At 64.0% G+C, this 23,936-nt stretch carries 18 protein-coding genes; 3 read left to right on the top strand and 15 right to left on the bottom strand.

Annotated elements, in window-relative coordinates; all coding sequences use genetic code 11:
* Window positions 1-218 precede the first annotated feature (218 nt).
* From AC3WJP_RS17460 to AC3WJP_RS17420, 9 genes are all read right to left on the bottom strand, one after another.
* Window positions 219-1,655, bottom strand: a complete 1,437-nt coding sequence (locus AC3WJP_RS17460) for an efflux transporter outer membrane subunit (protein WP_493721809.1) — start codon at window positions 1,653-1,655, stop codon at window positions 219-221.
* Between the two features lie 21 nt (window positions 1,656-1,676).
* Window positions 1,677-4,784, bottom strand: coding sequence for an efflux RND transporter permease subunit (locus AC3WJP_RS17455; RefSeq protein WP_493721945.1), 3,108 nt, complete (start codon window positions 4,782-4,784; stop codon window positions 1,677-1,679).
* An 8-nt stretch (window positions 4,785-4,792) separates the two neighbouring features.
* A complete protein-coding gene (locus AC3WJP_RS17450; protein ID WP_493721810.1) occupies window positions 4,793-7,993 on the bottom strand; it encodes an efflux RND transporter permease subunit in 3,201 nt (1,066 codons plus the stop codon).
* Entirely contained in the window at window positions 7,990-9,222 is a 1,233-nt protein-coding gene (locus tag AC3WJP_RS17445) for an efflux RND transporter periplasmic adaptor subunit (RefSeq protein WP_493721811.1), read from the bottom strand. Before AC3WJP_RS17445 ends, AC3WJP_RS17450 begins: the two co-directional genes overlap by 4 nt.
* Window positions 9,223-9,454: 232 nt before the next feature.
* Complete coding sequence (locus AC3WJP_RS17440) at window positions 9,455-10,063, bottom strand: PqiC family protein (protein WP_493721812.1); 609 nt, start codon at window positions 10,061-10,063, stop codon at window positions 9,455-9,457.
* Window positions 10,060-11,742, bottom strand: a complete 1,683-nt coding sequence (locus tag AC3WJP_RS17435; RefSeq protein ID WP_493721813.1) for a PqiB family protein — start codon at window positions 11,740-11,742, stop codon at window positions 10,060-10,062. Before AC3WJP_RS17435 ends, AC3WJP_RS17440 begins: the two co-directional genes overlap by 4 nt.
* Window positions 11,735-12,352: a paraquat-inducible protein A gene (locus AC3WJP_RS17430; protein WP_493721814.1), complete on the bottom strand. Its 618-nt coding sequence runs from the start codon at window positions 12,350-12,352 to the stop codon at window positions 11,735-11,737. Before AC3WJP_RS17430 ends, AC3WJP_RS17435 begins: the two co-directional genes overlap by 8 nt.
* The gene (locus AC3WJP_RS17425; protein ID WP_493721815.1) at window positions 12,349-12,957 is read right to left on the bottom strand and encodes a paraquat-inducible protein A; all 609 of its coding nucleotides are present in this window, start codon (window positions 12,955-12,957) and stop codon (window positions 12,349-12,351) included. The genes AC3WJP_RS17430 and AC3WJP_RS17425 overlap by 4 nt, the downstream gene beginning before the upstream one ends.
* Window positions 12,958-13,171: 214 nt before the next feature.
* Window positions 13,172-13,396 carry a hypothetical protein gene (locus AC3WJP_RS17420; RefSeq protein WP_493721816.1) on the bottom strand — a complete coding sequence of 75 codons (225 nt, stop codon included), beginning with the start codon at window positions 13,394-13,396 and terminating at the stop codon, window positions 13,172-13,174.
* 283 nt (window positions 13,397-13,679) lie between these two features.
* Here AC3WJP_RS17420 and AC3WJP_RS17415 point away from each other — a divergent pair, with 283 nt between their 5' ends.
* The gene (locus tag AC3WJP_RS17415; protein ID WP_493721817.1) at window positions 13,680-14,081 is read left to right on the top strand and encodes a hypothetical protein; all 402 of its coding nucleotides are present in this window, start codon (window positions 13,680-13,682) and stop codon (window positions 14,079-14,081) included.
* Here AC3WJP_RS17415 and eutC read toward each other — a convergent pair.
* The 3 genes from eutC to eat all read right to left on the bottom strand — a co-directional run bounded on the left by eutC (window position 14,078) and on the right by eat (window position 18,096).
* Window positions 14,078-14,932, bottom strand: a complete 855-nt coding sequence (gene eutC, locus AC3WJP_RS17410) for an ethanolamine ammonia-lyase subunit EutC (protein WP_493721946.1) — start codon at window positions 14,930-14,932, stop codon at window positions 14,078-14,080. The two genes, AC3WJP_RS17415 and eutC, sit on opposite strands and share 4 nt — an antisense overlap.
* A gap of 404 nt (window positions 14,933-15,336) precedes the next feature.
* A complete protein-coding gene (locus tag AC3WJP_RS17405) occupies window positions 15,337-16,731 on the bottom strand; it encodes an ethanolamine ammonia-lyase subunit EutB (RefSeq protein WP_493721818.1) in 1,395 nt (464 codons plus the stop codon).
* A gap of 3 nt (window positions 16,732-16,734) precedes the next feature.
* Window positions 16,735-18,096, bottom strand: coding sequence for an ethanolamine permease (eat, locus tag AC3WJP_RS17400; RefSeq protein WP_493721819.1), 1,362 nt, complete (start codon window positions 18,094-18,096; stop codon window positions 16,735-16,737).
* A 341-nt stretch (window positions 18,097-18,437) separates the two neighbouring features.
* On the opposite strand from eat, the gene qhpR reads away from it, so the two are divergent.
* Together qhpR and AC3WJP_RS17390 are read left to right on the top strand one after the other, a co-directional pair.
* Window positions 18,438-19,475, top strand: a complete 1,038-nt coding sequence (gene qhpR / locus AC3WJP_RS17395; protein ID WP_493721820.1) for an AraC-like transcriptional regulator QhpR — start codon at window positions 18,438-18,440, stop codon at window positions 19,473-19,475.
* A gap of 241 nt (window positions 19,476-19,716) precedes the next feature.
* Window positions 19,717-20,871 carry an aminotransferase class V-fold PLP-dependent enzyme gene (locus tag AC3WJP_RS17390; protein ID WP_493721821.1) on the top strand — a complete coding sequence of 385 codons (1,155 nt, stop codon included), beginning with the start codon at window positions 19,717-19,719 and terminating at the stop codon, window positions 20,869-20,871.
* Between the two features lie 197 nt (window positions 20,872-21,068).
* On the opposite strand, the gene AC3WJP_RS17385 is transcribed toward AC3WJP_RS17390, so the two are convergent.
* The 3 genes from AC3WJP_RS17385 to AC3WJP_RS17375 all read right to left on the bottom strand — a co-directional run bounded on the left by AC3WJP_RS17385 (window position 21,069) and on the right by AC3WJP_RS17375 (window position 23,859).
* Window positions 21,069-21,653: a peroxidase-related enzyme gene (locus AC3WJP_RS17385; RefSeq protein ID WP_493721822.1), complete on the bottom strand. Its 585-nt coding sequence runs from the start codon at window positions 21,651-21,653 to the stop codon at window positions 21,069-21,071.
* Window positions 21,653-22,177, bottom strand: a complete 525-nt coding sequence (locus AC3WJP_RS17380; RefSeq protein ID WP_493721823.1) for a CMD domain-containing protein — start codon at window positions 22,175-22,177, stop codon at window positions 21,653-21,655. The genes AC3WJP_RS17385 and AC3WJP_RS17380 overlap by 1 nt, the downstream gene beginning before the upstream one ends.
* 116 nt (window positions 22,178-22,293) lie before the next feature.
* Window positions 22,294-23,859 (bottom strand): ABC transporter substrate-binding protein, encoded by a 1,566-nt coding sequence (locus AC3WJP_RS17375; RefSeq protein WP_493721824.1) that lies wholly within the window; start codon window positions 23,857-23,859, stop codon window positions 22,294-22,296.
* Window positions 23,860-23,936: the final 77 nt, after the last annotated feature.

Here is a 23,936-nt window from a genome sequence, read left to right as displayed (position 1 = left end):
TTCAGCAGGCCGCGTGGAGGTACGCTTGCGCGGGGATGGCCGGCATGGATGCCGGCCAAGCCCCGCTGGGCCATGGAAGGCCCATCGGGGCGTGCCCCGCGCAAGCGTGCCGGAACGCGGGAACCCCTCCCCCCAGCGAGGGGACAATGGTGGGGGCGGCGACCCCAAGGCCGGCTCGAAAGCAGAACCACCGCCGATCCACTCCCCCGCAAAAGCCATCACCGCGCAGCGCTTGCACCCTCCCACGACCCACCCAACGCCGCCTGTAGTTGCACACTGGTCACCAACTGCGTACCAATCAAACTCAATAACGTCTGCCGTTCACTAAGACTGGTGGCCTGGGTCGTCGCCACGTCCAGATAATCGATCACCCCGGCTTCATACTGATCGCGACTGACCGACGCCGAATCCTCGGCAGCCTCGGCAGAATTACGCCGCGCCACCAATTCCGGCTCCAGCGTACGCAGCTCGACCAGATAATCCTCAACCTCGCCCAAGCCCGTCAGCACCGTCTGGCGATAAGCCGCCACCGAGGCATCATAGGCCGCCCTCGCCTGCTCGACCGTCGCCTTGGTCTTGCCGAAGTCCAGCAGCGTGCCGGTCAAGCTCGGGCCAATGGACCAGAAGCGATTGGGCAGGGAGAACAGGTTGCTCATGGTCGAGCTCTGATAGCCGCCACTGGCACTCAAGGTCAGGTCCGGATAATAGGCCGCCGTGGCCACACCGACGGCCGCATTGGACGCCGCCATGGCCCGCTCCGCCGCAGCGATATCCGGACGGCGTTCCAGCAATCGGCTCGGCACACCCAACGGCACCTGAGGCACGTGGTAATCCCACCCGGCATCTGCCGCCAGGCTGAAATCCGCCGGCGCCTTGCCTATCAACAGCGCGATAGCATGCTCGTACTGCGCGCGCTGCCATTGCAGGTCGAGCATCGACGCCTGGGCGCTTTGCAGCTGCGTCTTGCCGGTGGACAGATCGGCGCGCGAGACGATGTTCTCGTCGTACTTGTTCTGAATGATCTGCAGGTAGCGCTGGTAGCCCTTGATGGTGTCCTGATACAGCGCGATGCGTCGGTCCAGAATCCGCAGCTGGAAGTAATCCTGAGCCAGCGACGACTGCGCGCTGAGCGTGGCGTTGGCCAGGTCGGCGGCGCTGGCCTGGGCGTTGGCGCGGTCCTCCTCGACGGTGCGACGCAGCTTGCCCCAGATATCGGCCTCCCAACTCAGGCTCAAAGTCGCCGAATGTTCATTGCGCGGGCCACCGGCGCTGGTCGAACTGGTGGAGCTGGAACCGGTGCCCGTTTCACTGCGTGTCGTCGCCCCGGTAGCGGACACCGTCGGCAGCAATTCGGCCCGCGATTCACGCACCAGCGCCAGCGCCTGACGGTACTGCGCCGCATACTGAGCGACGTTCTGGTTGTCGAGCTGCACCTGAGCCACCAGCGCGTTCAGCTGTGGGTCCTGATACAGCGCCCACCACGGCCCCTTGGGCAATTCATCCTGAGGGCTGGCGGCCTTCCAGCCGGCGGCTTCCTTGAACGCCACCGACACCGGGGCGCTGGGGCGCTGGTAGTCCGGACCGACCATGCAGCCACTCATCACGCCTGCCAGAGCCAGGGCACAACACAGACGGGACGGCTTGAAAACATTCATGCGATAACCTTTTTCAGTCAATCAGCCGGCGGCGTGCGTGCGGCGAATACGGGTATGCCACAGCTGCCGGGTGGCACGGCTCAGGCGGTCGAGATACAGATACACCACGGGGGTCGTGAACAGCGTCAGCAACTGACTCAGGGCCAGGCCGCCAGCGATCGCCATGCCCATGGGTTTACGCAGGTCGGCGTCGCCACCGCTGCCCAGCGCCATTGGCAAGGCACCGAAAAACGCTGCCAGAGTGGTCATCAGGATCGGCCGCAGGCGCATGCGGCAGGCCTCGATGATCGCTTGCTCCGGGCTCAGGCCCTGCTCGCGCTCGGCCATCAGGGCGAAGTCGATCATCATGATGGCGTTCTTCTTGACGATGCCGATCAACAGCAAGATGCCGATCAGCGCGATCACCGTCAGCTGCATGTTGGTGACCTTCATCAGCAACAGCGCACCGACCCCGGCCGATGGCAAGGTCGAAAGAATGGTCAAGGGGTGCACGTAGCTCTCGTACAGCACACCGAGGACGATATACACCGCCAGCAGCGCCGCAAGAATCAGCCACGGCATGCTCTTGGCCAAGGCCGCGAAGGCTTGCGCGGTGCCAGCGAACCCCACCTGCACATCACGGGGCATGCCGAGCTTGTCGATGGCGGCGTCGATGGCGGCAGTGGCTTGCTCCAGCGACACACCGTCAGCCAGGTTGAAGGCCACCGTGCTGGTCGCCGACTGGCCCTGGTGCGCCACCGACAGCGGCGCGTTGTCCGGGCTGAACCCGGCGAAGGCGGTCAGCGGGATCTGCTGCTGTTGCGTGTTGACCACGTACATGCGCGCCAACATGCTCGGGTCCTGGGTGTAGGCCGGGTCCAGCCCCATGATCACGTGATACTGGTTCATGGTCTTGTACAGGGTGGCCACCTGGCGCTGGCTGAAAGCGTTATTGAGCAGGTCGTCGATATCGCTGGTGCTCACCCCCAGGCGGCTGGCGGCGGCGCGATCGATATGCAGCTTGATCTCCTGACCGCCGGTCTGCGAATCGGAGTCGATGCCGGTCAGCTGCGGCAGGCTGCGCAACGCCGCTTCGACCTTGGGCGTCCACAGCCGCAACACATCCAGATCATCGGCACGCACGCTGAACTGATAGGTGGCGTTGGCGCTGCGTCCGCCGATGTGGATGTCTTCGGCGGGCATCATGAACACCTGGATACCCGCGGTCTTGCTGTTGGCCATGCTCAAGCGATTGGCAATCACCTGAGCAGTATCGCGGCGCAGCTTGTAATCCTTGAGACGGATGAAGAACATCCCGGTGTTGCGCGCACCAAAGCCGCCGCTGCCGGTAGAGGTGTTGACCGCCTCGACGTCCGGATCGGCAGCGATGGCCTTGGCGATTTTCACCAGCTGCGGCTGCAGGGCCTGGAACGAGGTGTTCTGATCACCCCGCACGGCGCCCATCAGCACGCCGGTGTCCTGAGCCGGGAAGAAGCCCTTCTGCACCGTGGCGTAAAGGTAGACGGTGAGTATCACTGTCAGCAGCAGGCTGAACAGCGTCAGCAAGCGGTGGCGCATGACCCACACCAGGGCCGCCAGGTAGGCGTCCTGCAACGCCTGCAAGCCACGCTCGACCCGCTGGTACAGGCGTGGCACCGGCTTGTGATGATCGGGCTGACGCAACACCAGCACGCACAGCACCGGGGTCAGGGTCAGCGACACCACCATCGACAGCACCAAGGCCACACTCAGGGTCACGGCGAATTCACGGAACAGCCGGCCGACGATATCGCCCATCAGCAGAATCGGAATGAACACCGCGATCAGCGACACCGTCATCGACAGCACGGTAAAGCCCACTTCGCGGGTGCCCATCAGCGCAGCGCGCAACGGACGCATGCCCCGCTCCTGGTAGCGCGCGATGTTCTCGAGCACGACGATGGCATCGTCCACCACAAAACCGGTGCAGATGATCAACGCCATCAGCGACAGGTTGTCCAGGCTGTAGCCCGCCAGGTACATCACCGCGCAGGTGCCGATCAGCGACACCGGCAGCACCACCGCAGGGATCAGCGTCGCCCGGGCGTTACGCAGAAACACGAAGACCACCACGATCACCAGCAGTACGGCGATCAGCAGGGTTTCCTCGGTGTCGTGCAGGGACGAACGCACCGTGCTCGAGCGATCGATCATGGTCGCCAGCTGCACATCGCCCGGCACCATGGCCTGCAATTGCGGCATCAGCGCCTTGATGCTGTCGATGGTCTGCAGCATGTTGGCCCCGGCCGAGCGCGTCACGCCCAGGGTCACGGACGGCTGGCCATTGAAGTAGCCACCAACGAAGGTGTCCTCCACCGAATCGTAGACACTGGCGACATCGCCCAGGTGCACGGCGGCGCCATCCTGATAGCTGACCACCAGCGCGCGGTACTGGTCGGCCTGGTCGAGCTGGTCGTTGCTGTCGATCATCCAGTGCTGGCCGTCGCCCTGCAGGATGCCCTTGGGCTTGGCCTTGGTGGCGTTGTTGATGGCCGTGCGCACGGTGTCCAGCGAGATGCCGGCGTGGGCCAGCTGCTGCGGTTGCAGATCGATGCGCACGGCGGGCAGCGAACCGCCGCGCACCGACACTTCGCCGACGCCGGTGACCTGCGCGATCTTCTGTTGCAGGGTGCTGTAGGCCAGGTCGTAGAGCTCGCCGCGGCTGCGGGTGGCCGAGGTCAGGGCCAGCATGATGATCGGCGCGTCCGACGGGTTGGCCTTGCGGTAGGTCGGCAACGACGGCATCGAGCTGGGCAGCAGGCTGCGCGAGGCGTTGATCGCCGCTTGCACGTCCCGCGCGGCGCCGTTGATGTCGCGATCCAGGCCGAACTGCAGCACCAGATTGGTGGAGCCCTGGCCGCTGCTGGAGGTCATCTCGGTAATGCCGGCGATGGTGCCCAGGCTGCGCTCCAGAGGCGTGGCCACCGTGGCGGCCATGGTTTCCGGGCTGGCGCCAGGCAGGCTGGCGCTGACGATCACAGTGGGGTAATCGACCTGCGGCAGCGGCGCCACCGGCAGCAGAATGAAGCCGAGCACCCCGGCCAGGGTGATGCTCAGGCTCAGCAGCAAGGTCGCCACGGGTCGCCGGATAAAGAACCGCGACAGGTTCAGCGCGCGACTCACGGCGTGGTCCTGCCCGGCTCAGCGCGTCGCCCGAAGCGCGCGCGGGCACGTTCCGACAGACCATCGAACAGCAGATAGATGACCGGCGTGGTGAACAGCGTCAGCAACTGACTCAGCAGCAAACCGCCGACGATCACCAACCCCAGCGGCCGGCGCAATTCGGCCCCGGCACCGGTGGCGAGCATCAACGGCAAGGCACCGAACAGCGCCGCCAGCGTGGTCATCAGAATCGGCCGCAAGCGCAGCAGGCAAGCGCGATGGATCGCCTCGCGGGCACTCAGGCGCTGGTGCTGGCGGCCTTCGAGGGCGAAGTCGATCATCATGATGGCGTTCTTCTTGACGATACCGATCAGCAGGATCACCCCGATCAAGGCGATCAGGCTGAACTCGGTGCCGCACAGCAGCAGCGCCAGCAACGCGCCGATGGCCGCCGAGGGCAAGGTCGAGAGGATGGTCACCGGGTGGATGAAGCTCTCGTAGAGCATGCCCAGGACGATGTACATGGTCACTAGCGCGGCGAGGATCAGCCACAGGGTGTTGCCGGTGGCGGCCTGGAAGGCCGCCGCGGCACCTTGATAGCGCAAGGTGATGCTGGTCGGCGCCTGCAGCTCGGTCATCACGCTGGTGATCGCCTGCTGCGCCTGCTCCAGCGAGTAACCGTCGGCCAGGTTGAACGACAGCGTCACCGCCGGGAACTGGTCCAGCCGCGCCAGGCTCAAGGCGCCGGTACGCTGGCCGACCTTGGCGATGTCGGTCAGGCGCACCATGGAAGTCGGGGTGGTGCTGTTGGTCGAGCTAGCGGTCGTGGTGCTGCTCGAACTGCTGCTCGAGGTCCCGGTGGTGCTCGTGCTGGTGGTGCTCGATGAGCTGGCCGCCGCCAGATAAATCTGGTCGAAGGCTTCCATGGAGTTCTGGAACCGCCCCGGCACCTGCAGCACCACGCGGTACTGGTTGGACTGAGTGAAGATGGTCGAGATCAGCCGCTGACCAAAGGCGTTGTACAGCGCCGTGTCGACGTCCGACGCGGTGATGCCGTAGCGCATCGCTGCGGCTCGATCCAGCTCGACATAGGCCACCAGGCCCTGGTCTTCGAGGTTGTCGATGACGTCACGCAGCTCCGGGCGGTTCTGCAACCTGGCCATCAGCTTGGGGATCAAGGCCGTCAGGTTGGCGCTGTCGGCGTCGTCCAGAGTGAACTGATACTGGCTGGGCGTCAGTTGATCGTCCACCGTCAGGTCCTGGGAGCTGGTGAGGTTCAGTTGCATGCCGGCGACGCTGGCGGTGGACTGCTGCAAGCGCTTGATGATCGCGTCGGCGGTGTCGCTGCGCTCGTCGAACGGCTTGAGTTCGATCTGCAAGCGGCCGTTGTTGAGGGAGGCGTTGGTGCCGTCGACGCCGATGGTCGAGGACACCGACTGCACGGCCGGGTCCTGGCGTACCACATCGACCATCGCCTGCTGACGGCGGGCCATTTCACTGAACGATACGTCCTGGGAAGCACGGGTGAAACCCTGCAACAAACCAGTGTCTTCGGGCGGGAAGAAGCCCTTGGGCACGATGAGGTAAAGCAACGCCGTCAGCGCCACGGTGCCCACGGCCACCAGCAGCGTCAGGCGTTGGTGGTCGAGCACCCACAGCAGGCCGCGGTCATAGCCATCGAGCACGCGCTGGTACTGACGATCGCCCCAGGCGGCAAAGCGGCTCTGCTGGCTTTTTTCGACATGCCGCAGCAGGTGTGCGCAGAGCATCGGCGTGAGTGTCAGGGAGATGACCATCGACACGAGAATCGCCACCGCCAAGGTAATGGCGAACTCGCGAAACAGGCGGCCGACCACATCGCCCATGAACAGCAGCGGGATCAGCACCGCGATCAGCGACACAGTCAGCGAGATGATGGTGAAGCCGATTTCCTGGGAGCCCTTGAGCGCCGCCTGCATGGGCGTCTCGCCCTCCTCCAGGTGCCTGGAGATGTTCTCGACCACGACGATGGCATCGTCGATCACGAAGCCGGTGGCAATGGTCAACGCCATCAGGGTCAGGTTGTTGAGGCTGAAGCCCGCCAGGTACATCACCCCGAAGGTGCCCACCAGCGACAGCGGCACGGCGACGCTGGGGATCAGGGTGGCGGTGAGGTTGCCGAGGAACACGAAGGTCACCAGCACCACCAGGCCGATGGACAGCATCAGCTCGATCTGCACGTCCTTGATCGAGGCGCGGATGGTTTGCGTGCGGTCGTTGATCACCGCCAGTTGCACCGAGTCGGGCAAGGCCTTTTGCAGCGTCGGCAGTTGCGCCTTGATGCTGTCCACCACGTCGATGACGTTGGCCCCGGGCTGGCGCTGCACGTTGACGACGATCGCCGGCTGGCCGTTGGCCGTGGCTGACAGGTATTGATCCTGCGGCGCCTCGGCGGTGGTGGCGATGTCCTTGAGGCGCAGCGCCGCGCCGTTCTCGTAGGCCAGCACCAGCTCGCCGTATTCCGAGGCGTCGCGCAGTTGGTCGTTGGCATCGATGGTGATCGAGTGCGCCGGGCCGTCGAAGCCGCCCTTGGAGCCGTTGACGTTGGCGGCGTTGACCTTGGTGTAGACGTCCTCGAGCGTCAGGCCGTGGGCGGCGAGCGCTACCGGGTTGACTTCGATCTTGACCGCCGGCTGTTGGCCACCGGCCAGGCTGACCAGGCCGACGCCGGAAATCTGCGACAGCTTGAGTGCCACGCGGGTATTGACCAGATCCTGCACGCGGGTCAGCGGCAGGCTGTCCGAGGTCGCGGCGATGGTCAGCACCGCAGTGTCGGCGGGGTTGACCTTCTTGTAGGTGGGCGGGTTGGGCAAGTCGGTAGGCAGCAAGCTGTCGGCGGCGTTGATGGCGGCCTGGACTTCCTGCTCGGCGACGTCCAGCGACAGGTCCAGGGAGAATTTCAGGGTGATCACCGAGGAGCCAGCCGAACTCACCGAGTACATCTGCGACAGCCCGGACATCTGCCCGAGCTGCCGCTCCAGCGGCGCGGTCACCGCCGAGGCCAGCACGTTGGAGCTGGCCCCTGGATAAAGGGTCGAGACCTGAATGGTCGGGTAGTCGACCTCCGGCAATGCCGAGGTCGACAGCAAGCGATAGGCGAAAATACCCGACAGTAGCACCGCGACCATCAGCAGCACCGTGGCCACCGGGCGCTCGATAAACAGCCGTGATGGATTCATGGGGCTTGGACGCCTGCCGTCTTGGTGGCAGCGGCGGGTTGTTCGATCTCCACCGCCGCGCCATCGCGCAGATGGTCGATGCCACGGGTGACCACCTGATCGCCATTGGCGATGCCGTCGGTGATCACCGTGCGCTCATCGATGTTCGGCCCGACCTGCACCGCCTTGCGGTTGGCCTTGCCATCCTTGACCACATAGACGAAGTGTCCGCCCGAACTCAACTGCACCGCTGCCGATGGGATGACCACGGCGTCCTTGAGGGTGTCGGTCTGCAGCTTAACGTTGACGAACTGATTGGGGTAAAGCTTCTCGTCCGGGTTGTCGAACACCGCCTTGAGCTTGATGCTGCCGGTGTTGGTATCGATTTCGTTGCTGATGAACTTCAGTGTGCCGGTCGCCAGCACCGCGGTACCAAGTTGATCCATGGCCTGCACACCCAGCGCCTGGCCCTGCCGCACCTTGGGCAGCAGGCTGGCAAGTTGCGCCTGAGGCAGGCTGAAGGTCACGGCGATGGGGTTGGTCTGGGTCACGGTGACGATGCCGGTGGTGCTGCCGGCCTGGACGATATTGCCCGGGTCCACCAGGCGCAGGCCGACGTAGCCATCGATGGGCGAGACGATCCGCGCGTATTGCAGGTTGAGCTTGGCGGCGTCGATCTGCGCCTGGTCGGTCTTCGCCGCGCCAGCGTACTGGCCGACGGTGGCGACCTGGGTGTCGAGGTCCTGCTTGGCCAGGGAGTCCTTGGCGTACAGGCGCTTGTAGCGTTCGACGGTGAGCTGCGCGCTCTTGAGCAGCGCGTTGTTTTCTTCCAGCGCGCCCTTGTACTGATCCAGGGTCGCCTGATAGGCACGGGGGTCGATCTGCGCCAGCAACTGGCCCTTTTTCACGTACTGGCCTTCGGTGAAATACACCGCTTGCAGCTCGCCGTCGACGCGGCTGGTGACCGTCACCGAATAGTTCGGGATGACCGTACCGAGCGCTTGCTGGATCACCGGCACATCGGCCAGCCCGGCCTGGCCGGTGGCGACGCTGATGCTGGCGTTCATGCCCATACCCATGCCCGGCCCGCCGGCGCCGCGATGAGCTCCACGGCCCGCTTCAGCCGGGGCCGACTCCGGGCCCGATGAATGCTTGTAGACCATGTAGGCCCCACCGAGCACGGCAATGCACAGCAGAGTGAGGATCAGGGGTTTGCGGGAGCGAGAACGGGCAGCCGGGGTTTGGGTCATTGGTACACTTCTGCAAGGCTGAAATACGAGGCGGACAGCACGCACGGCCCGCGAACAGGATGGAGATTAGGGAAGAATTGTGCAGGAAATATGGAGGGGGTGGCGCAGGTCATCTGGCGGCTGGCGCGTATGGTGCGAGGGGGCTTGCCCCCGAAAAACACTGTCAGCACCAGATTCGTCGCTGCCCACGAGTATCGGGGGCAAGCCCCCTCGCTACAGGTTCCGGCCAGGATCAGTTCGGGCAACCGATGGCAGGATTATCCGCCCACTGCCGCGCCGTGGCGCCGATGCGCACCGCCAGTTCGGCGATCGCCTGCTGATGCGCAAGCACCAGGCTGTTCAACGCCACACCTGCGTCACGCTTGACCACGGTGGCGCAGGTCAGGGTCGGGCGTTTGCTGCCGTCATCGGCTCGGCGGGTCAGGCTCCAGACCATGTCCACCAGCGCATAGCGCCCCGGCACGCTGTCGAAGCGGCGTACGTCGGCCTGCAACGATACCACCGGTTGCCCGGCGTTTTTCGGCAGGCCCGAAAGATCGCGAACGCCTAGCTGGCGCTCCAGCTGAGCCGCCAGCGCATCGTGGAATTCATCCGCCAACGGCGCGCCCCAACGCTCATTGTCGAGAATCGCCAGACGCCCCTGATCCTGACGCACCACCATTTGCGGCTGGTCGACCTGCACCGGCACCCGCACCGTCAGCAGTTCGAACTGAAAGTCCGCAGGCGCCGCCGGCCTTGGCACCGATTCGGTGGTAGGGACCAAGGTGTAGTAGTTCGTGACGGTCGTCGAGCAGGCCGCCAGTCCCAGCGTTGTGCCCAGCAGCAGATAGCGCAGCATCATGGTTTGGTTTCCAACTGAATATCACGAGAAGACGAACCGCTGGAGCGATAGGCATCCGGCGAGCCCTCGCTCACCCGTCCGCGAATCAGCGATTCCGGGTGGCGGCCGAGGAAGTCGGTCAGTACCCGCACCGATCGCACGGTACGTTGCACTTCATCCATGGCCTGGCCGAACTGCTGACGCTGCGGCGAATCCTCACCCAGGGTGTCGGCGGCGGCGGCCATGGTCTTGCGGGTCTGCGCCATGGTGTCGGTCAGCTCCGGCAGCACCTGCCCATTAAAGCGGCTTAAGGACTTGTGCATCTCGGCGAGGCTGCCATTGAGGTTGTCGGCAATCTGATCGATCGGCAGCTTGCTGACCTTGTCGACGATCGCCTGCAGTTGCTCCTGCAACTTGTCGAAGCTGCCCGGTGCGGTAGGAATCTCCAGCGGCCGCGCCGACATGTCGAAGGTCACTGGCGGCACCTTGGGCAGGAACGCCAGGGAGATATACAACTGCCCGGTCAGCAGGTTGCCGGTGCGGGCCTGAGCGCGCAGACCATGCTTGACGAATTCGGAGAGCATTTTCGCTGCCTGCGCGTCCTCGTTGCCCTTACCGGCGATCTGCGTCAGCTTGTCGTTGGCCTTGCCCAGGCGATCCGGGAAGATCACCGCGCCGACCATGGTCGGGAAAGTCTGGGTCTTTTCGTCGTAGTCGAGGTCGATGGACACCACGCGTCCCAGGTTCACCCCCAGGAATTCGACCTGGGAACCAACCGCCAGGCCGCGCAACGATTGGTCGAAGCGCATGCGGATGTATCGCGGCGTGCCATCGGGTGGCGCCAGGGCGCTTTGCTGATCGGCGAACAGGTTGAACTTGGTCATCTCCGGCGCCTGCTTCTGCTCCGGGTTGTACTTGGGCTCGACGAATGCCACGCCACCGGACACGATCGAGGACACCGATTGGGTGTTGACCTTCAGGCCATCGGCGCCAAGGCTGATGTCCACCCCACTGGCGTTCCAGAACCGGGTATTGGTGGTGACGAATTCATCGTTGGGCGAGTTGACGAACAGCTCGATGTCGACGCCCTTGCCGTCCTCGCTCAACCCCACCTGCACCACCTGCCCGACCTGGATGCGCCGGTAGTAGACCGGCGAGCCGATATCCAGCGAACCGAGGTCGTCGGCATGCAGCGTGAAGCGCTTGCCGCGTTGGCCATAGGTGATCGGCGGCGGCGTTTCGAGACCGCGGAAATCGCTGCGGGTATTTTTCGAGGCGCCCGGGTCGGCACTGATAAAGGCCCCCGACAGCAAGGTATCGACGCCGGAGATGCCCTGAGCGCCGATGCGCGGGCGCACCACCCAGAAGCGCGAATCTTCGGTGGTGAAGGACTTGGCCGAATCCTTGAGTTCGATGGTTGCCACCACCCGGTTGCGGTCGTCGCTCAGGGCGATGGCCGTGACCTGGCCGATCACCACGTTCTTGTACTTGACCTGCGTCTTGTTGGCTTCCAGGCCTTCGGCCGTCTCGAAACTGACGGTGATCTTCGGGCCGGCCGACAAGGAGTTATGGATCACCATCGACAGGCCGATCACGGCGGCGACTATAGGCACCAGCCACACCAGCGATACGTTGAAGCGACGCCGACGAACGTCGGGAGTGCCCGGCGTGCGGGAAGGATCAGCAACGGGTTCAGACATCTTCAACCTCTGCGTCCCAGATCAGCCTGGGATCAAAACTCATGGCTGCCAACATGGTCAGCACAACGACGAAACCGAAAAACAGGATGCCCAGACGCGGCTCGATGGTGCTCAGCGAACGGAACTGCACCAGCGCCGCCACCAGCGCCACCACCAGCACGTCGAGCATCGACCAGTAGCCGATCAGCTCGACGAAACGATACAGCCGCGAACGCTCGCGCATGGCCCACTGGCTGCGGCGCTGGGCGGTCACCAGCAGGGTGCCGAGGACCAGAAACTTGATGCAGGGCACCGCCACGCTGGCGACGAAAATCAACACGGCGATGTCCCAGGACCCGCCCTGCCAGAACTCGATCACCCCGCTCATGATGGTGTTCTCGGCGCCGCTGCCGAACAGGTCGGTGTACATCACCGGCAGCAGATTGGCGGGAATATAGAAAATCATGCTGGCCAGCAGCAATGCCCAGGTGCGCGCCAGGCTGTTGGGCTTGCGCCGATGCACGCTGGCGTCGCAGCGCGGACAACGATGGGTGCCCTGGGCACAGGCCAGGCCGCAGGTATGGCACAGGGTCAGGCCGAGGGCGTCGGCGGTGGGCGGATGACTGGTCAATCGCTGTCCTCGAGCTCTGTCCATAGGCGTCGAATGCTCTTGCCGGAGATCAGGATGATCAGCACGGTGAGCATGGCCAGCGCCCACAGGCCCAGGCCGGGGTGCACGCTGAGCATGCCACCGAGCTTGACGATAGCCACCAGAATGCCCAGCAGACATACCTCGAGCATGCTCCAGGGGCGCAGTTGCTCGAGGGTGCGCATGCAAGCCTTGAATCCGGGGGCGCGCAGACCGACGTTGGCATAGCTGAGCACCCAGCATAGCAGGACGATCTGCATACCCGGCGCGAGGATGATGCACAAGCCGGCCACCGCCGCGATCAGGCTGATCTGCCCTTGCGCCAGAGCCTCTACCGATTGCCACAGCGTCGCGGCGTTGGACAGCCCCTTGAGGCTGATGGAGATCACCGGAAAGATATTGGCGAACAGAAACAGGATCAGCGCCGTGATCGACAGTGCGAACAGCTGCTGGATGCTCAGGCCATGGCCGCGCTCCAGCACCCCACCGCAGCGCTGGCACAAGGATTTCTGCCCGCTGAGCAGTGACACCGGCGCATAGACCGCGTCGCAGTGTTCACAAATGATCCAGGGACAGGGTTCGGTCATGGGGCAGTTTGATCGTCGGGTTGAATAGATGCCGGCACAAGGCGCGCGACACTATAAATCAAACGCAGGAGAGTGGCGTCATTATGGCGCCAATCAACTGCAACTTCACAATATGGAGGTATCGCCGGGTGCATTGCCCAACGGTAGCCACTTGCCATAGACCGCACTTGGGGCCGGAGGGTTCAAGGCGCAGCAGCAGGTCGTTGGCGAGGTGCTAGAGCGCGCGCAGATTCCACGCCAGCCAGCGCCAGGGGTACTGCTCGCTGAAGCTGGCGCCCTTGCACTGGTCCTCATGCACGAACGCCCGGTGACCGCGGCTCAGAGGCTGGTAGTTGTGGCAATAGGGGCAGCGCACGATATCGCCTTCGAGCAGCCACTGACGCGACCATTCCAGCATGTGTTCATCGCGCTCGGCGTAGGGATCGGAATGTGGACTCAACGGCAAGGGGCCTTCAATACGGCAGGATACAGAGGGTCGGCTAGGTTACCTCAGGCGCCGTCAGGTTTCACCTGTGCGCGCTGAACGGGTGTTTTGCCTGCACTGGCCCCTTCGCGGGCAAGCCCAGCTCCCACAGGAGTAAGCCTCGGGCACTGCTGATCTCCCACAGGAGTAAGCCTCGGGCACTGCTGGTCTGTGGGAGCGAGGCTTGCCCGCGAAGAGGCCGGCACCGATAAAGGTGCTCGGTAGGCAAGATCCCTGACCAAGGCTATGATCTGACCCCATGAACCCGTCCCCCCCGCTGCGCCAACCCTGCCCTCCCGGTGCCTGCATTTGCGAGCGCGAACGGCTGCAGGCGTTGCCACAGGCCGACCTGCGGATTCTGCTGCTGACCCGCCAGGAAGAGAAACGCCTGCTCGAGCGCCTTGAAAACCTCGACAGCCTGGCGGACCTGGAGCGCCTGCAGCAGCGCATGTTCGAGCAGTTGGGGTTACGCGTGCACGTCGGCCCCGGCGCCAATGAAGTGCGCACCATGCGCGGCATCCGTATCGAGCTCGATGAGCTGCCGGGCATGTGCCGCAAGACCCGTCAGGCGATTCCCGCTGCCATTCGTCGCGCCTTGGAGAAACGCCCGGAAATCGCCTTCACCCTGCTCAACGCCCACGACCTGTTGCGCGATGCCTAGGCCTTGTCGTCGCTGCCCGCGAGGAGGAAATTGCCTGGCCGCGCGCCCTCGCCCGCCTCCAGCAATGGCACCTGGGCTTCATCCTTGAGGCTCACGCCCGACAGTTGCCGCACGCAGGCTTCGCGCATCAGGTACAGCAACTTGTGCGCGGCCATGGCGTAGCTCATGCCTTCGAGCCGCACGTTGGAAATGCAGTTGCGGGCCGCATCGGTCAATCCGACCCGGGGCGCGTAGGTGAAGTACAGCCCCAGGCTGTCCGGCGAGCTGAGCCCGGGCCGCTCGCCGATGAGGATCACCACCATGCGTGCCTTGAGGCGCTGCGCCACTTCGTCCGCCACCGCGACCCGCCCCTGGCTCACCAGGGTCACCGGCGCCAGGCTCCAGCCCTCGGCGGCGGCCTGCTCGTCGATACGTTGCAGCATCGCCAGGCTGTGGCGATCGACCGCCAGCGCCGACAGGCCATCGGCGATCACCACGGCGACGTCGTAGCCTTGGGGATGGCTTTGAGCATGGGCATCCAGCAGCGCCGCCGAGTCGTCATCCAGTCGACGGCCCAGGTCAGGGCGCTGCAGGTAAATGTGGCGGTCGGCGGCGGCGCTGTGCAGGGTCAGGCACTCGCGGTTGCGCTCGGCCAGTTTGCTTGCCAGCGCCGCGCCGTCGAACGGCAGGTGTACGGCGTCGCGGGCCTGGGCATGGGCGAATTGAAAGTCCAACTGGGCGCTGGTGGGCAAGCTGGTGCCGGCGCGGCCAAGGGCGATACGCGCTGCGGTGAGGTCGCGCAGCTGGCGCCATGGATCGGCCTGGGCCGGGGTGGTGGATGGGGATGTTGGCAGGGTGTCATCGGCGGGCAGTTTCAACAGGGGTACCTCGGGGTCTTGTTACGCGGGCAACGCGTTCAGGGCGCGAAACTTATAGCGAGGCCACTGGCCTCTTCGCAGGCAAGCCTTGCTCCCACAGGTGTACGGCTCAGGTGCAGTTCATTGCCCTGTGGGAGTGAAGCTTACTCTCACAGGTGTACGGCTCAGGTGCAGCTTGCCCTGGGGGAGTAAAGCTTGCTCTCACAGGTGTACGGCTCAGGTCCAGCTTGCCCTGTGGGAGTAAAGCTTGCTCTCACAGGCGTACGGCTCAGGTGCAGCTTGCCCTGTGGGAGTGAAGCTTGCTCTCACAGGCGTACAGCTCAGGTCCAGCTTGCCCTGTGGGAGCGAAGCTTGCTCGCGAAGACGGCGGCACAGATTGCGAACATTCCGACCCATGCTCATGTCAATTGCGCCAACGCCTGCCTGAACGCCGGCGGCAGGCCGTTGCCCAGGCGCAACTCGCCGTCGCGTTGGTGCAGGATGCCCATGCGCGCCAGCCACTCCTCGTACTCCGGCGCCGGCTTGAGGCCCAGGGTCTTGCGCACGTACAGCGCATCGTGGAACGAGGTGGTCTGGTAATTGAGCATGATGTCGTCCGAACCCGGAATGCCCATGATGAAATTGATGCCCGCCACCCCCAACAGGGTCAGCAGCATGTCCATGTCATCCTGGTCGGCTTCGGCATGGTTGGTATAGCAGATGTCGCAGCCCATGGGCACGCCCAGCAGCTTGCCGCAGAAGTGATCTTCAAGGCCGGCGCGGATGATCTGCTTGCCGTTGTACAGGTACTCGGGGCCGATGAAACCGACCACGGTATTGACCAGAAACGGCTTGAAATGCCGGGCCACGCCATAAGCGCGAGCCTCACAGGTCTGCTGGTCGACGCCATGGTGGGCGTTGGCCGATAGCGCACTGCCCTGCCCGGTCTCGAAATACATGAGGTTGTTGCCGACGGTGCCGCGCTTGAGGCTCAGGCCCGCGTCATAACCTTCCTGCAGCAGTTGCAGGCTGATACCGAAACTCTCGTTGGCCGCCTGGGTGCCGGCGATGGACTGGAACACCAGGTCCAGCGGCACGCCGCGCTCTATGGCGGCGATGGACGAGGTCACGTGGGTCAGCACGCAGGCCTGGGTGGGAATCTGGTAATGGTTGATCACGCCATCGAGCATCTTCAACAGCTCGGTGATGGCGCTGAGGCTGTCGGTGGCCGGGTTGATGCCGATCATCGCATCGCCGTTGCCGTACAACAGACCGTCCAGGGTACTGGCGGCGATGCCGGCAGGATCGTCGGTCGGATGATTGGGCTGCAGGCGCGTGGACATCCGCCCGCGCAGCCCCACCGTATTGCGAAAACGCGTGACCACGCGGATCTTCTGCGCCACCAGCACCAGGTCCTGGATGCGCATGATCTTCGACACCGCCGCGGCCATTTCCGGCGTCAGCCCGGGCGCCAGGGCGCGCAGGCTGTGCTCGTCGGCGGCATCCCCCAGCAGCCAGTCACGCAAGCCGCCAACGGTCAGGTGACTGACCACCGCGAAGGCCTGGGCATCATGGCTGTCGACGATCAGCCGGGTGACTTCGTCGGCTTCATAAGGGATCACCGCCTCGGTCAGGAACTGTTTGAGCGGCACGTCCGCCAGGGCCATTTGCGCGGCCGCACGTTCGGCATCGCTGGTGGCGGCGACACCAGCCAGGTAATCCCCCGAACGCGCCGGGCTGGCCTTGGCCAGCAACGACTTGAGACTGTCGAAGCGCCAGGTCTGGCCACCCACTGTGTGTACGAAACCGCCCATGGCTCAAGCTCCTGTGGTCAAGGCTGCACTGGGTACACCGCGGCTGCGCACGGCGGCGCAGAACAGCGCGCCCACCACCATCAAGGCGAGGAAGATCCCGAAGATCAGCGTGTTGAACCAGATCATCGCGATCAGGCACACCACCGCCAGCACCAAGGCGATGCCTGGCACGATCGGGTAGCCCGGAGCGTAGAAGCTGCGTTGCAGATCAGGCTCGCTGGTGCGCAGCTTGAACAGGCTGAGCATGCTGATGATGTACATGACGATGGCGCCGAACACCGACATGGTGATCATGGCCGCGGTCAGGGTCATGCCTTGCAGGTTGACCAGGCTGTCGCTGAAGATCGCCGCGATACCGACCACGCCGCCGGCGAGGATGGCACGGTGCGGAGTCTGGAAGCGCGACAGCTTGGACAGACCTTTTGGCAGGAAGCCGGCCCGGGCCAGGGCGAAGAATTGCCGCGAGTAGCCCAGGATGATGCCGTGGAAGCTCGCCACCAGACCGAACAGGCCGATCCACACCAGCATGTGCATCCAGTTGGAGTTACCGCCGACCACGGTTTTCATCGCCTGCGGCAACGGGTCGTTGATGTTCGACAGGGCGCGCCAGTCACCCACGCCCCCGGCGAAGATCATGGTGCCGATGGCCAGCACCACCAGGGTCAGGATGCCGCCGATATAAGCACGCGGGATGGTTCGTTTCGGGTCCTTGGCCTCTTCGGCGGCCATGGCGGCGCCCTCGATGGCCAGGAAGAACCAGATGGCGAAGGGGATGGCCGCGAAGATACCGGCGATCGAACCGCTGCTGAAGCTGTTCTCACCCGACCAGCCACCCAGCACGAAGTTGCTGAAGCTGAAGCCCGGCGCAACCACGCCCATGAACACCAGCAACTCGATGACGGCGAGAATGGTCACCACCAGTTCGAAGGTCGCGGCGATGTTCACCCCGACGATGTTGAGGCCCATGAACACTACATAGGCGCCGACCGCGGCCCAGCGCGGGTCGAGCCCTGGGAACTGGACGTTGAGGTAGGCACCGATGGCCATGGCGATGGCCGGTGGCGCGAACACGAACTCGATCAGCGTGGCCAGGCCGGCGATCATCCCGCCGCCCACACCAAAGGCGCGCAGGCTGTAGGCGAACGGGCCGCCAGCGTTGGGGATGGCGGTGGTCAGCTCGGTGAAGCTGAAAATGAAGCAGGTATACATCACCGCGACCATCAGGGTCGTGACCAGAAAGCCCAAGGTACCGGCGGTGCCCCAGCCATAGCTCCAGCCAAAGTATTCACCGGAGATCACCAGCCCGACGGCGATGCCCCACAAGTGCAGTGTGCCCAGCGTGGGCTTGAGTTGATTGACGGTCATTGATCACACCTCGGAAATCCATCGGCAAGATTGCGTAAGGCCAGCATAACCATAGGCTACGGGCCAAGACTTGACCGCGAAAACGCGCCTTTGCGCTGCGCGGTCAATTTTTACGATCGTCGCGCCAAAGCGGGGCGGTGCGCCCCAGAAACGCACACTTCTACGGCATAAAGCCCTGTAGCGAGGGGGCTTGCCCCCGATTGCCCTGTGTCTGTTACAAGTAATGTGCCTGATCAGCGGTATTCGGGGGCAAGCCCCCTCGCTACAGGGGTCTATCGGGCAGCCGGAATGGAGTTTGCATGAAACATTTTCATACAGATCTTTAACGGTACCGATTGACTATGCTGCAGACCTTCCTCGCCCCCACCGCCCGCCCCAGCAATCAGGGCGTACTGTCAGCGGCTGCCAATGGCCTGGACGGTTTCATCAGCCACCACGGCGGTGACCTGGATCGGGTGTTCGGCCGCGCCGGCATCGATCCTGAACAACTGCAGCATCCGACCCTGAGTCTGGCCCTGCCCAATTACTGTCAGGTGCTCGAGGAAGCCGCCCGGCAAACCGGTTGCGACAATTTCGGCTTGCACTACGGTCAGCAGTTCAAGCCGCAGGCGCTTGGGCTGCTGGGGTACGTGGGTTTGTGCTCGGAAAACCTCGAGCAGGCGCTGATCAATTTCGCTGCCGCCTTCCCCTATCACCAGCACAGCACGCTGATCCGCCTGGTGGATCAAGGCGAGTGCTATCGCTTCGACTATCAAGTGCAGCACGACGCCATCGTCGAACGCCGCCAGGACGCCGAACTGACCATGGGCATGGCCGCCAACCTGGTGCGGCATGTGTTGGGAGATGGCTGGACGCCACGGGAAGTGGGCTTCGAGCACGCTCGGCCGCAGGACTGGCGCGAGCATCGCGACGCTTTCGGTGCCCCGGTGCGCTTCGGCCAGGGCGGCAACTGGATGCTGATCCCCAAACAGCCGCTGATCGGCCACGCCATGCCGGGCCACGACCCGATGCTGCTGATGGTGGTAAAGGACGCCATTCGCCAGCTCGGCGAACGGGCCAGCGGGCCACAACTGCCGGAACAGATGCGCCAGCTGTTGCGAGCCTCGCTGCATCAAGGCGAACCGGTGCTGGAGCTGATTGCCGAACACCTGCAAATGAGCCCGACGCTCCTGCAACGGCGCCTGCGTGAACTGGGCTTGAGCTTCACTCAGGTGGTGGACCAGACCCGCCAGGCCATGGCGCGCCAGCATCTGCGTGACGGGCAGTTGAGCATTTCGCAACTGGCGCCGCTGCTGGGCTACTCGGAAACCAGCGCGTTTTCCCGGGCGTTCAAACGCTGGTTCGGGGTAAGCCCGCGGCAGTGGCGGCAGACAAGCTGAAACACTCACCTGTAGCGGGGGGGCTTGCCCCCGAAAAGATGCCAGCGGCGTCTCTGTTGCTGGCGTACCCTATCGGGGGCAAGCCCCCTCGCTACAGGAGTGGGAATAATAATCTATGGAATGCTGATTAATTAGAATTTTATTCCTGCTTAGTGCCGAGATAGAGCGGTGTTATCAAAATATTTCACCCGCCACACGCGTAACCTTTCTCTATTCTCAGTCACTCGTGAAGCCTTTCCCCATGACCCCTCTCCCGCTCTATTTCGATTACGCCGCCACCACCCCCGTCGACGACCGCGTTATCCAGGCCATGGTCGAATGCCTGGGGCGTTCGGGCAACTTCGGCAACCCGGCATCCAGCTCCCATGCCTTCGGCAGCAACGCCAGGCAGGCGGTGGAACTGGCGCGGCGTCAGGTCGGCGAGCTGGTGGGGGCGCCTGCGGACTCGATCATCTGGACCTCCGGCGCGACCGAATCCAATAATCTGGCGATCAAGGGCGTGGCCATGGCCAGCACGCCTGAGCGTCGCCACCTGATCACCAGTGTGCTGGAGCACAAGGCAGTCATCGATACCGTGCATCAGCTTGAAGCTTTGGGCTTCCCCGTGACCTGGCTGACGCCGGATGCCAACGGGCTGATTCAGCCGGCAGCGGTGCAGGCGGCGTTGCGCGAAGACACCTTGCTGGTGTCCCTGATGCGGGTGAACAACGAGCTGGGCACGCTGACCGATATCGACAGGATCGGACAGCTGGTGCGCGAGCATGGCGCGCTGTTCCACGTCGACGCGGCGCAGGCCACTGGCAAGGTGGCGATCGATCTGGCGGCGCTGGAGGTCGACTTGATGTCGTTCTCGGCGCACAAGACTTACGGCCCGAAGGGCATCGGCGCGCTGTATGTCGGCCCCCGTGCACGGGGCGCGCTGCAGGCGCAGATTCATGGTGGCGGGCATGAGCAAGGGTTGCGCTCCGGAACCCTGGCGACCCATCAGATCGTCGGCATGGGCAGTGCCTTTGCCATCGCGGCGAATGAACAACAGGCTGAAACGCAACGTATCGCCGCGTTGTCGCAACAGTTGCGTGAAGGCCTGTTGGCGTTGCCGGGGGTGACGTTGAATGGCTGCGCGACGCAGCGCATCGCGCATACGCTGAACCTGTGCATCGCCAGGCCTGGGTTCAACAGCGCTGTGCTTGCCGGTGCGCTGGCGGTGTCATCGACTTCGGCGTGCAATTCGGCGAGCAACGCGGCATCCCACGTATTGCTTGCGATCGGGCTGAACCACAGCCAGGCCAGCAGCAGCGTGCGCATCAGCCTCGGGCGCTACAGCCAGGCGGCGGATGTGGAGCAGGCGATTGCGATTATCGACCAGGCCCTGAAAGCACCTGCGCCGCTTTGGTAACCCGGTGATGTTCCGGCTTGCGTATGGGCCTATGGGCTTCATCGCTTGAACGGGCCCCTTCGCGGGCAAGCCTCGCTCCCACAGGTGCACAACGCAAGATCGGCTGACACTGTGAGAGCAAGGCCCCCACAAGTGGGCGAGCCACCACTGTGGGAGCAGGGCTTGCCCGCGAAGAGGCCAGTGCGGCTAACGCAAACCTAGCCCTTGTACACCGGCTCGCCCAGATTGAGCATCAACCGATTGGCCCAGGCGAAAATCGAAATCGCGTGGATCAGATCCAGAATCGGCCCTTCTTCGAGCCCATGCTCACGCAGCGTCGCGATATGCGCGGCGCTGATGTTCGCCGGATCAACCGTCAGATCGATCGAAAACTGCACGATCGCCCGTTCCCGCAGCGTGGTCCCGGCCGTCGCCGGATCGGCGAACACCTCGGCGATCACATCGTTGCGCTTGGCCAGTTGCTCGAAGCGTTGGGCATGCACCGAACAGCAATACACACACTGATTGATCCGCGAGACCACGGCACTGGCCAGTTCGCGCTCGGCCCGGGACAAGCCACCCGGGGCATACATGATGGCGTTGAAGGCCAATGAACGCTGGCGCAGGATCTCGGGTTGATGGATCAGGGTCAGGTAGTAGTCCGACACCTTGGCCTGCGGATGGCTCTCTTCCAGCACCGCGGTCTGTTCAGGAGTTGCCTGTTCGACCGCAACGGTGGGCAGCCAGGCCTTCCAGCCCAGCACTTCATTGGTGAAACCGGCAATACGGATCGGCTCGCTCATCACGCAACTCCCGCGGACTGCATCGCCAGCAGACCGCTGGCCAGACGCACTTGATAGGACATGAACGCCACCAGCTGCGCGAGGGTGACGATTTCCGGCGTCGACAGGCCGGCCTCGGACAGCGCCGTCAGGGCATGACGATCGCCTTCCACCGGTGCCTTGATCAAGGTCCCGGTGAACGCCAGGATCGCCTGCAAGCGCGGCTCGCCCAAGGCTTCGATGGCGCCGGTGGCCACTGCCGACAACTGCTCGGCCGCTACGCCGATCGCTTCGAGACGCTCGAGGTAGTGCGCCGCCAACAGGACTTGCGGCGTCAGCAGACAGGCGTGGTACGCCACCAGCAAACGTTCGACCTGGCTCAGGCCGTCGGCGACTTCAGCGGCGAAAAACAAGTCGTAGCTGCTCTGGGTGGCGGCCAGCACCTTGTGGCGAAATTGCCGCGCGGCATGCACCGGCGAGCCCGCAGCGATGTGCAGCAGGGTGTCGAGCACATCCGGCTCGACGGCGGATTCAGTTAGGGTCATTGCGAAATCCTTCGGAGTACACGAGTAGCGAGGGGGCTTGCCCCCGAAAAGGAATGACAACGACTTCTGCGCTGCTGACACACCGAATCGGGGGCAAGCCCCCCCGCTACAGTAGGTTATGGCTGTTTGGTGACCATCATTGCCGCCGTGCGGTCACTCACCAGCGGTTCGACCTTCAGGCCTTTGCGTGCGGCCCAGATGTTCTGATAGTGGAACAGCGGAATGATGCCCACGTCATCGCTCACCACTTGCGCCGAATTCTCCAGAATCGCGCGGCGCTTGGCCTCGTCGAATTCCGCAGTCGCGTCCTGCAAGGCCTTGTCTACCGCAGGGTTGCTGTAATGCCCCCAGTTCGAAGCGCCCTGCCCCTTGGCGGCGTCGACAGTAGTGAGGATATTGGTCAGCGCATAAGCCGCCTCACCGGTGCCGTTACCCCAGGCGATCACGCTCACGGCCAGCTCGTTCTTGTTGGCCTTGCCGGCATACACCGCCCACGGCATCACATCGAGCTGCACCTTGATACCGATGCGGGTCCAGAACTGCGCTACCGCCTGCATGGCTTCCGGCGCCTGCGGATAACGGTCGCCCGGTACGCTGACGGTCAGCTGGAAGCCTTCCGGGAAGCCCGCGTCGGCCAGCAGTTTTTTCGCGGCGCTCGGGTCGTACGGGATGTTCTTGATGTGGCTGTTGTAGCCGTAGGTGTTGGACGGCATCCACTGATTGGCCTCGGTCACCGTGCCTTGCATGATGCGCTCGTCGATGGCCTGACGGTTGATCGCCAGGGACAACGCCTTGCGCACCCGCACGTCGAGCAACGGGTTTTGCGCCAGCGGCTTGCCGGCGTTGTCACGGATGTACTCGTTCGGGCCCTGGCGGAAGCTCGGCTGGATGATCAGCGCGCGCAGGCCTTGATAGGCGTACACGCTGACGTTGGCGCTTTGCTTGAGGCGCGCGATATCGGTGGGCGCGACCTTGTCGATGACATCGACGTCACCGGCCAGCAACGCCGCAGTGCGGCTCGACGCATTGGCGATGAAGCGATAGTCGACCTTGTCCCACTCGGCCTTGGGGCCCCAGTAGGCATCGTTGCGTTCGAAGATCGTACGGTCGCCCGGCACGTAGGAGACGAAGCGATACGGCCCAGTGCCGACCATGGCCTTGCCCGAGTTGTAATCAGCGCTCTCGGCCTTGGCGCCGACGTGGCGGCTGACGATATAGATCGAGTTGATGTCCGGCAGCAGGTTGGCGTTAGGGGCCTTGGTCTTGACGATCAAGGTGTGGGCGTCCTTGGCGGTGACCGTATCGACGGTGCGCAAGGCGCCGGCGTAGGACGCCACGCTGCCCGGCACGGCGCGGGCGCGCTCGTAGGAGAAGACGAAGTCGTCGGCGGTCAGCGGCGTGCCGTCCTGCCATTTGACGTCATCGCGCAGGTCGAACTCCCAGGTCAGCGGATCGACGATCTTCCAGCTCTCGGCCAGGCCCGGCATGGTCCGGTCATCGCGGCGATCGGCCAGTGATTCGAAGAAATGCAAGGCGACGGAACGGTCGCCGGCATAGTTGTTGAGCTGCGGATCGAGGGACGAAATCGGATCGGCAAAACCGATGCGCAGCGATTCGGCCGAGGCGCCGGTGGCGGCCAGCAGTAATGCGGTGGCAAGCAGTGAACGAACGCGAGGTTGCATGAAGGTTTCCTTGTGTACGTAAGAATTGGCGGCAATACCGGTTCTGATGCGTCCCTGTGGTGAGGGGGCTTGCTCCC

This window comes from Pseudomonas sp. GW821-FHT01A09 (assembly GCF_058986725.1).
Note: the sequence above shows the minus strand (reverse complement) of the source record. Positions and strands in the feature narration are given on the sequence as shown.